This is a genomic window from Actinomycetota bacterium, from assembly GCA_036280995.1.
In the GTDB taxonomy this organism is placed as follows: Bacteria; Actinomycetota; CALGFH01; order CALGFH01; family CALGFH01; genus CALGFH01.
This window is the reverse complement of sequence record DASUPQ010000578.1, coordinates 1-8351: the sequence shown is the minus strand read 5'-3', so window position 1 is coordinate 8351 and position 8351 is coordinate 1. Positions and strand designations below refer to the sequence as shown.

General features: G+C 74.3%; 10 protein-coding genes and 4 tRNA genes. 6 read left to right on the top strand and 8 right to left on the bottom strand.

What is annotated here, in order from left to right:
• Positions 1-9 precede the first annotated feature (9 nt).
• The 8 genes from VF468_19440 to VF468_19405 form a co-directional block, all read right to left on the bottom strand.
• Positions 10-702: a PIG-L deacetylase family protein gene (locus VF468_19440; protein ID HEX5880461.1), complete on the bottom strand. Its 693-nt coding sequence runs from the start codon at positions 700-702 to the stop codon at positions 10-12.
• On the bottom strand, positions 702-1961 hold the full coding sequence (mshA, locus tag VF468_19435; GenBank protein ID HEX5880460.1) for a D-inositol-3-phosphate glycosyltransferase: 1260 nt from the start codon (positions 1959-1961) through the stop codon (positions 702-704). Before mshA ends, VF468_19440 begins: the two co-directional genes overlap by 1 nt.
• A 96-nt stretch (positions 1962-2057) precedes the next feature.
• Positions 2058-2447, bottom strand: coding sequence for a hypothetical protein (locus VF468_19430; protein ID HEX5880459.1), 390 nt, complete (start codon positions 2445-2447; stop codon positions 2058-2060).
• A complete protein-coding gene (locus VF468_19425; protein HEX5880458.1) occupies positions 2447-2815 on the bottom strand; it encodes a helix-turn-helix transcriptional regulator in 369 nt (122 codons plus the stop codon). The genes VF468_19430 and VF468_19425 overlap by 1 nt, the downstream gene beginning before the upstream one ends.
• A 68-nt stretch (positions 2816-2883) precedes the next feature.
• The gene (locus tag VF468_19420; protein ID HEX5880457.1) at positions 2884-3864 is read right to left on the bottom strand and encodes an asparaginase; all 981 of its coding nucleotides are present in this window, start codon (positions 3862-3864) and stop codon (positions 2884-2886) included.
• Positions 3865-3985: 121 nt separating this feature from the next.
• Positions 3986-4900 carry a folate-binding protein gene (locus tag VF468_19415; protein HEX5880456.1) on the bottom strand — a complete coding sequence of 305 codons (915 nt, stop codon included), beginning with the start codon at positions 4898-4900 and terminating at the stop codon, positions 3986-3988.
• 387 nt (positions 4901-5287) lie between these two features.
• The gene (locus VF468_19410; protein ID HEX5880455.1) at positions 5288-5986 is read right to left on the bottom strand and encodes a DUF2993 domain-containing protein; all 699 of its coding nucleotides are present in this window, start codon (positions 5984-5986) and stop codon (positions 5288-5290) included.
• Positions 5986-6228 carry a MoaD/ThiS family protein gene (locus VF468_19405; GenBank protein ID HEX5880454.1) on the bottom strand — a complete coding sequence of 81 codons (243 nt, stop codon included), beginning with the start codon at positions 6226-6228 and terminating at the stop codon, positions 5986-5988. The genes VF468_19410 and VF468_19405 overlap by 1 nt, the downstream gene beginning before the upstream one ends.
• Before the next feature lie 68 nt (positions 6229-6296).
• Between VF468_19405 and VF468_19400 the strand changes: the two genes are divergently transcribed.
• From VF468_19400 to VF468_19375, 6 genes are all read left to right on the top strand, one after another.
• Complete coding sequence (locus tag VF468_19400; protein ID HEX5880453.1) at positions 6297-6995, top strand: response regulator transcription factor; 699 nt, start codon at positions 6297-6299, stop codon at positions 6993-6995.
• Between the two features lie 220 nt (positions 6996-7215).
• Positions 7216-7288, top strand: a tRNA-Lys gene (locus VF468_19395).
• Between the two features lie 17 nt (positions 7289-7305).
• Positions 7306-7378: transfer RNA gene (locus tag VF468_19390), tRNA-Glu, on the top strand.
• 19 nt (positions 7379-7397) lie between these two features.
• Positions 7398-7473 (top strand) — tRNA-Asp (locus VF468_19385).
• A gap of 29 nt (positions 7474-7502) precedes the next feature.
• Positions 7503-7578: transfer RNA gene (locus VF468_19380), tRNA-Phe, on the top strand.
• A gap of 124 nt (positions 7579-7702) precedes the next feature.
• The gene (locus tag VF468_19375) at positions 7703-7972 is read left to right on the top strand and encodes a GlsB/YeaQ/YmgE family stress response membrane protein (protein ID HEX5880452.1); all 270 of its coding nucleotides are present in this window, start codon (positions 7703-7705) and stop codon (positions 7970-7972) included.
• The last annotated feature ends 379 nt before the right edge of the window (positions 7973-8351 follow it).

The following is an 8351-nucleotide window of genomic DNA, read 5'->3' as shown; positions in this document are numbered from 1 at the left end:
GCCGGTCGGTCAGCGGCCCCGGGTGTCGAGGGTGTGGAAGGCCTCGGCGTAAAGGAGGCCGGCGCCGGCGCCGATGGCCGCGTTCCAGGTGCGGACCCGCCGTTCCAGGTCGGCGTGGTCGCCGATCTGGCTGACGTGGGCGCGCAGCGAGGCCAGCTTGGCGTCGATGGTGACGGTCACGTCGACCAGCTCGTCGGGGGCGTCGGTGCCGAACAGCAGCACCGTGTGGGGCCGGTGGGGACCCAGGCCCTCGGCGGCCAGCTGGGGGGCGTAGAGAGGGTCGCGGGCCGCGACCACGCCGTCGACGGTGAGGAGCCCGGCGGCCCGGTGGTCGGGGTGGAGCAGGTCCCGGCGCCACGGGTCGTGGCCGAGGACGACGTCGGGCCGCACCGTCCGGACCAGCCGGGCCACGGCCAGGCGCAGGGCCATGGTGACCTCGAGCTCGCCGTCCACCGCCCCCAGGAAGTGGACCGGGACGGCCGTCCCCAGGGACCGCGCGGCCGCCTCCGCCTCGGCCCGCCGCACCCCGGCCAGCCGTTCCGGATCGGCCGCCGGGTCGGCGCTGCCCTTCTCCCCGGCGGTGAAGCAGGCCAGCTCGACGTGGACGCCCCGCCCCGCCCAGGCGGCCAGGGTCCCACCTGCCTGCAGCTCCACGTCGTCCGGGTGGGCGCCGATGGCCAGGGCCCGGCGGATGGCCAGCACTAGCCCATCTGCTCCAGCACCGGCTCCTGGACCAGGTCGCCGTAGATCTCGATCAGGCGGGCGGCCGCCTGGTCCCAGCCGTGGGCGCCGGCGAAGCGGGCCGCGGCGGCGCCCATGGCGGCCAGGCGCCGGGGGCTGGACAGCAGCTGGGCGACGACCTCGGCCCAGCAGTCCGGCTGGTGGTTGGCGAGCAGGACCCCGGTGGTGCCGTCGCCCACGGCGTGCAGCAGCCCGCCCACCCCGGCCGCGACCACCGGGGTGCCGCAGGCCTGGGCCTCGAGGGCGACCAGGCCGAACGACTCCGACCAGGACGGCATCAGCACCAGGTCGGCCGCCCGGTAGATGGTGGCCAGGCGGTCGTGCGGCCGAGCGGCGAGGAAGCGGACCCGGTCGGCGACCCCGTGGGCGGCGGCCAGCCGGGCCAGGCGGGACGGCTCGCCGCTCCCGTTGCCCGAGGCCCCGCCGACCACCAGCAGCTCGGTGTCCAGGTCGGGCCGCCGGCGGCGCAGGGCGGCCAGGGTGAGAACGGCGACGTCGGGCGCCTTGAGCGGCTGGAGCCGGCCGACGAAGGCGAGCACGTGGCGGTGGGCGATCCCGAGGGCGGCCCGGGCGGCGGCCCGGTCGCCCGGGTGGAAGCGGGTCCGGTCGACGCCGTGGGGGACGATGCTGACCTTGGCCGGGGAGGCGCCGTAGAGCTCGACGAGCTGGCGGGCCTCGGCCGGGGTCGGGGCGAGCAGCCGGTCGGCGGCCGCCACCACCCGCTCCTCGCCGGCCAGGCGGGCCGGGGGCTCGGGCTGGTCGCCGTCGGCCAGGCTGAGGTTCTTGACCCGCCCGAGGGTGTGGAAGGAGTGGGCCACCGGACTGTCCCAGCGCTCCCGGGCCAGCCGGGCCACCCAGCCCGACACCCAGTAGTGGCTGTGGAGCACGTCGTAGGGGCCGTGGCGCTCCCCGGCCCGCAGCAGCGAACAGAGGAAGGCGCAGAGGTAGCGGGGCAGGTGCTGCTTGGGGACGGGCTCGAGCGGTCCCGCGGGCAGGTGCAGCACCCGGACCCCGGGCTCGACCTCGACCACCGGCGGGTCCTCGGGCGAGGTGGCCCTGGTGTAGAGGTCCGACTCGATCCCGGCCCTGGCCAGCTCGCCGGCCAGGGCGCGGACGGTGACGTTCATGCCGCCGGAGTCGCCCACCCCGGGCGGGTCCAGCGGGGATGAGTGGACGGAGAGGACCCCCACCCGGCGGATCGGCCGCTCGAACGTCTCCACCCGGGCTCCCTGGGCTCGCTCCCGCTCCGCGACCGTGACGCGAAGCACCCGCGGGCGTCTACCCGCGGGTGCTCACATGCTACCGGCGAACGGTGGTTACTTCTCGCCGACCTTGCTGGCCGCGGCCTTGGCTGCCTTGGTGTCGGCGGCGGCGGCGCGGCGCACGGTGGTGCTGGCCGACTTCGCCGACGTGCGGGTGGCCTTGGCGCTGCTGCGGGCCCGGGTGTTGGCCGCCTTGGTGCGGGACACGGCGACCCGGGTCGCCTCGGTGGCCTGGCGGGTCGGGCGGGAACGGCGGACCCCGGTGACCAGGGTCTCGCCCCGGCGCACCAGCTGGCCGTAGGTCTTGACGGCCTCGCCGGGAAGGCGGGAGCGCATCCTGGCGGCCTCGGCCGGCAGGTGCCGGATGGTGGAGACGGCCAGGTCGGCCGCGCCGGCAACGGCGTACAGGGCCTGCTTGGCGTCCTTGGGGGTGGGCGTGGGCATCAGGGAACTCCTTTGTCGTCGGCTGCTTGCTCGGCCCGGAACGAGCGGTAGACGTCGATCAGGACCTGCTTCTGCCGCTCGGTCAGGTGGGGGTCCCGGAGGATGCCGACCTCCAGGTCGGTGGCCTCGGCCTCCTCGTCGAGGATCCCGGCCCGCACGTACAGCGTCTCGGCGCTGATCCGCAGGGCCTTGGCGATGTCCTTGAGGATCTTCGCCGACGGCTGCCGCAGCCCCCGCTCGATCTGGGAGAGGTAGGGGTTCGACACCCCCGCCTGGCTGGCCAGCTTCCGGAGCGACAGCTCCGCCTGGCGCCGCTGGTCCCGGATGTAGCGACCCACGTCACCCAGCTGGTCCATCCCGGCCGGCACGTCGTTCCTCCCTCCTGACGCTAGCCAGGGTAGTCCTGCTGTATAACTTTTGCAAGCAGGCGCCGAGGTCAGTCCGGCGCGGCCAGGTCGAGCCTGGCCGGGCGGACGGCCCCCACCTTCTGGCCGCCGCCGTGGAGGTCGACGGTGGCCGCGGGCAGGACGGCCTCCCACTGGCCGTCGTCGAGCCAGTCGAGGGCGCGGACGGCGGCCAGGAGGGCGGCGGCCCGGGCCCGGGGGGCGCCGTCGAGGACCTTGAGGGCCAGGCCGGTGCCGGTGGAGAGGTCGACGGCCCCGTAGGTGGCCTCGGCGCCGACCTTGGCCAGGATGCGGCCGTCGGTGACCTCGAGCAGGATCGTGTCGAGCTGGCCGGTGCCCGAGAGCATGAACGGGTGGCGGCGGACGGCCTCGACCACCGCCGCCGGGCCGTCCTCGCCGGTGGCGGCCCGGGCGCCGAGGCGGGCGTAGGCGGTGGCCAGGCCGCGCAGGGGCATGGCGTGGACGGGGACCCCGCAGCCGTCGACGCCGACGTGCTCGATCGGGACGCCGGCGAAGTCGCCGAGGGTGTCGCCGACGACTCCCTGGAGGGGGTGGTCGGGCTCGGTGTAGCGCTCGGGGGCCCAGCCCTGGACGACCGAGCCGGCGAGCATGTAGGCGTGCTTGCCGGAGCAGTTGTGGTACACCGCCGCCGGGCCGTCGACCCGTGCGCGGGCCGTCCGGTCGGTGGGCAGGGCCGGGGGGCAGCGCAGGGCCGTCTCGTCCAGGCCGGCCGCCTCCAGGACCTTGCGGACCGAGGCCACGTGGTCGGGCTCGCCGTTGTGGGAGCCGCAGGCGCCGGCCAGCGCCACCTGGCCGAGGCCCAGCTCGCGCTCGACCCCGAGGGCGCGGACGGCCAGGGCCTGGAACGGCTTGGCGGTGGAGCGGAGGTAGACGACCAGGTCCGGGTCGCCGGCGCTGGCCAGCAGCCGGCCGTCGGCGTCGGCCACCGCGACCGCGCCCAGGTGCCGGCTCTCGACGAACCCGGACCGCTCGACCTCGGCCAGGACCTCCACGGACCGCCTCCTGGACTCCGACACCGCCTCCGACGCTGGAGCCCCGAGGCTATCAGGGCCTGACTGGCCAGGCGGGTAGCCCTCGCCTGGGCCGAGCCGGCGGGAGCGATGGTCGGCCAGACTAGTGGAAGGGCAGGTCCACGACCGTCGCGACCCGGTCCCCGGCCCGGACCAGGCGGCCGCTGTCGACCACCCGGCGGACGTAGGCCAGGCCGATCGGGCCCAGGCGGGGGTGGTCGACGACGCTGCGGAGCTGGCCGGCGCGGCGGCCGTCGTCGGCGACCAGGTCGGTCCGGGGGGTGGGCAGGCCGTCGCCGTCCCCGGCGCCCGCGGGCTCGAACCGGAGGCCGGCCAGGCGGCGCTGGACCTGGCCCAGGTTGTGGACCCTGGCCACCGTCTCCTGGCCCGGGTAGCAGCCCTTGTCCAGGTGGACGTGGGAGCCGAGCAGCCCGGCCTCCTCGGCGAGCACGTCGTCGGTCAGCTCCCGGCCCGCCCTCGGCAGGCCGAGCTCGACCCGGACCTGCTCCCACAGCTCGGCCGGGCGCCGCTCCGCCCCGGCCCGCTCCAGGGCGGCGAAGACGACCAGTGCGCCCGGGCCGACCAGGTCGAACCCGGCCGGGGTGTGGTGGACGACAAGGTCGGGGCCGCCAACGCCGGCCCGGCCGGGGGCCGGGACGGGCAGGCCGGCCGCGGCCAGGAGGTCGCCGGCGCCGGGGCCGAGCAGGGACGCGGCTCCCACGACCGGCTGGCCGACGGTCACGTCGTGGCGGAACACGAACCGGGCCAGCCGCTCGGCCAGCGCCCCGGCCGCCTCCGCCTCGGTGTCGAGCAGGACGCCCTCGTCCAGCACGGCCAGCCGGAAGGCGAACTCGACCTTCCCCTTGGGCGACAGCAGCAGCGCCTGGGTGGCGTCGCCCGGTTCCAGGTCGAGGGTGTGCTGGGTGCAGACGGCGTGGAGGTAGCGCAGCACGTCGTTCCCGGCGAGGGCCACCGTTGCCAGGTCCGGCCGGTCGACGATGCTGGTCAGTGCTGCCATGGCCCCATGGTAGCCATAGTCGTTTGCGGTCCGGATTCACGTGTGGCTAACTGGGCGTACACGAGAAGGGAGGTGGTCCAGCTGTCAGAACCGGTACGGACCCGTGAGGTGACTGCCCGGTAGGGCGACTCAGCCTCGATCGTGGGGAATGGATCACCCCCGGAATCCAAACAGCTCACCGAACCCAGGGAGCCTCGGCCTGGTCCGACCGAGGTGGCGCCGCGCAGCGGAATGCCGACTCCCTGGGTCTTTCCTTTCTCCGGTGGTCCCGCCGCTCAGTCCTTGAGCAGCCGGTAGACCACGTACACGGCGAACAGGCCGGCGGCGGCCAGCATCGCGACCAGCAGGGCCGTGTACCAGAACTCCAGGGTCATGCCAGCCAGCGTATCAGGCGGCCACCCCGACCGACGCCGCCCGGCCGCTCAGCACCACCGTCCCCGGCCGGGTCTCGACCCGCTCCAGGCGCATCCCGGCCGGCAGCTCCGGCAGCGGCACCTGGAAGGTGAACCGGGAGGCGAGCAGGTCGGCCTGGGCCGGGTCGAGCGCCCCCTGGTCACCGAGCCGGACCTCCTCCGCCGTGAAGGTGACCTGGCCGTCGCGGGCGCCCAGCTCGCCGGCGACCAGGGCGTCCAGCGTCTGGCCGAGGAACGGGACCTGGGTCCGGACCTCGACCCCGTCCTCCTCGATGGCCAGCGCGCCGCCCTGGAGGCGGTCGGCCAGCAGCCGGTTGACCTCGGCCTCGGTCAGCTCGACGGTGCCGTCGGCGCGCTCGACGGTGACCCGGCCGGGCTCGCCCAGCAGCACCTCCCGCGGCACCTCGACGCCGTGGAGGGTCAGCTGGAGCTGGGCGGCGTTGATCCCCTTGGCCGAGGCGTCGGTGGCGGCCACGTCGATGGTCGAGAACCGCCCGGTCAGAAGGCGGGGCAGGAACGGGACGTCGCGGACCTGCACCACCGGCCGGCGGCCGAGGTCGTACTCGCGCTGCAGCGCCTCGGTGACCCGGTCCTCGAAGACGCGGGCGGCGGCGAAGTCGGCGGCGGCGCCCAGCAGGAGCAGCACGACGACGGCGATCAGCAGCTTGCGCATCAGCCGCCCCCGGAGAACGGCGGCAGCAGGGCCAGCTCGGCGCCGTCGGGGACCGGGGCGGCCGGGTCGCGCCAGCGCTCGCCGTCGACCAGCACGCTCGAGTAGCCGAGCACGGCCACGAAGCGCTCCCCGAAGCGGTCGCCGAGGTCGTCGAGGATGGTCTGGAGCGGCGCCGCCGGCGCCTCGACCTCGGGCACCCCGGCCGCCTCCCGGAGGGCGGCGAACAGTCGGATCCTCACCATGCCGCTATGGTAGGGTGCGCGGCTGTTCGGTGTTGGCGGCCGCGAATCCCAGCTTCGGAGGAGATCGGGTGGCCGAGCTCGCCTGCCTGACCGGCCGGGCCGGGGGGGCGAAGGAGGTCCTCCCCGCCCTGGAGTACCTGGCGCACCCGGTGGCCACGCTGCCCCTCGACGACGCCAGCCTGGCCGCGGCCGCGGCCAAGGAGCTGACGGTGATCGACGCCACCCGCGACCTGTCGCGCGCCCAGGCGCTCTGCCGCAGCCTGCGCGGCGGCGGGGGCGAGCACCTGGCCATCCTGGTGGTCATGCCCGAGGCCGGCCTGGCCGGGCTGCAGCGCGACTGGGGCGCCTCCGACTTCGTGCTCCCCGACGCCGGCCCGGCCGAGGTCGAAGCCCGGGTCCGGCTGCTCACCCAGCGTCCGGTGGTGGCCGACCCCGACGCCGCCATCCGGGTCGGCCACCTGGTCGTCGACCCCGTCTCCTACCAGGTCCGCCTGCGCGGGCGGCCGCTCGACCTGACCTACAAGGAGTTCGAGCTGCTGCGGTTCCTGGCCGCCCGGCCGGGCCGGGTCTCGACCCGGGCCCAGCTCCTCCAGGAGGTCTGGGGCTACGACTTCTTCGGCGGCACCCGCACCGTCGACGTGCACGTCCGCCGCCTCCGGGCCAAGCTCGGCCCCGAGCACGAGTCGATGATCGCCACGGTCCGCGGCGTCGGCTACAAGCTGCTGCCGGCGGACCAGGCCAGGGCCGAGCGCGAAGCGGCCGAGTAACAACCTGCTCAAGGGTCCCCCCGCTCGCACTCGCTCGCCATGGCCCGCAAGTCGGCCCGGCACCACCGGGGCGCCTGCACCGGCCGCGCCCTGTGGCACAACGACATCTCCAGGCCAGCGGCCATCGCCGCAACATCCGACCACGCCCGGCTGGAGGTGGCCGCGCGGTATCCTTTGACAGGGCGCCGGTGGCGATGGCACCATCGGCGCGCTCTGTCGTGGGCCGCTAGCTCAGTTGGTAGAGCACCCGGCTTTTAACCGGGGTGTCGTCGGTTCGAGGCCGACGCGGCCCACCCCGCAACCGAGCCGGGCCCCCATCGTCTAGTGGCCTAGGACACCACCCTTTCAAGGTGGCGACGCGGATTCGAACTCCGCTGGGGGCACAGGAAGACCACCATGCGTGGTCCCGTGGAGCAGCTTGGCTGTGCTCGCCGCCCTGTCAAGGCGGAGGTCGCGGGTTCAAATCCCGTCGGGACCGCTCGACCGGGGCCCCAAGCCCCGGTCCCCGGGCAGGTAGCTCAGTCGGTAGAGCGTGCGGCTGAAAACCGCAAGGTCGGCGGTTCGATCCCGTCCCTGCCCACCACATCCCCCCCGGCGTCCGCGACCTCAGTTGTGCAATGATCCCTTTGCAGGATTGAGCCCTCGATCGGACGGGGACTCCGTGATGCCGGGGAATCAACCGTCCCCAATCGGTGAAAGGAGTCGCTGTGGACATCATCGGTGTGATCATCGCAGGCATCATCATCGGCCTGCTGGGCAAGTTCTTCGCGCCAGGCGACCGCGACAACATTCCGCTCTGGCTCACCATTGTCTGCGGGATCGGCGGCGTGCTCATCGGCTACTACCTCGCGGCAGCGCTCGGTGTTGACGCGACGCGCGGCATCGACTGGATCCGGTGGATCATCAGCATCATCGTCGCGGCCGTCCTCGTCATGATCGCGGCCTCGGTGACGGGCAGACGCGGCAGGACGATCTAAGGAGTCCTGGGACCCGAGGACCAGGTCCTCGGCAACGCACCATGCCGGTGGCCAGGGACAGCCCGTCCATACAGGGGCTGTCCCTGGCCCAGACCCCGCCAGGGCTCCCCCGAACAAGGCGACCGCCCAGGCGGGGCTCGCTTGTCGGGGGGCAGCCGGCCGGGCTGCAGCAACAAGCCCGGGTGCAGAACCCTGATAAGACCCCCATGGCCTGGGGCCGCCACGAGGGATGAGAATCGGGTGGCCCGGCCAAGCTCGGCTTTCCTTGGTGCGAGAGAGCCCGTTGATAAGACTGACGCGGGGGCCTTCCCGGCACCACGAACTGTTGCTGTAAGCACGTCTTTCAGCGTCGTTGACTCGGTAGGCCCCGCCGGGCACC

Excerpts from the sequence above, each read along its gene's own strand:
- VF468_19415 (HEX5880456.1), bottom strand. The coding sequence starts at position 4,900 with ATGGCAGCACTGACCAGCATCGTCGACCGGCCGGACCTGGCAACGGTG.
- VF468_19410 (HEX5880455.1), bottom strand. The coding sequence starts at position 5,986 with ATGCGCAAGCTGCTGATCGCCGTCGTCGTGCTGCTCCTGCTGGGCGCC.
- VF468_19430 (HEX5880459.1), bottom strand. The coding sequence starts at position 2,447 with ATGCCCACGCCCACCCCCAAGGACGCCAAGCAGGCCCTGTACGCCGTT.
- VF468_19405 (HEX5880454.1), bottom strand. The coding sequence starts at position 6,228 with ATGGTGAGGATCCGACTGTTCGCCGCCCTCCGGGAGGCGGCCGGGGTG.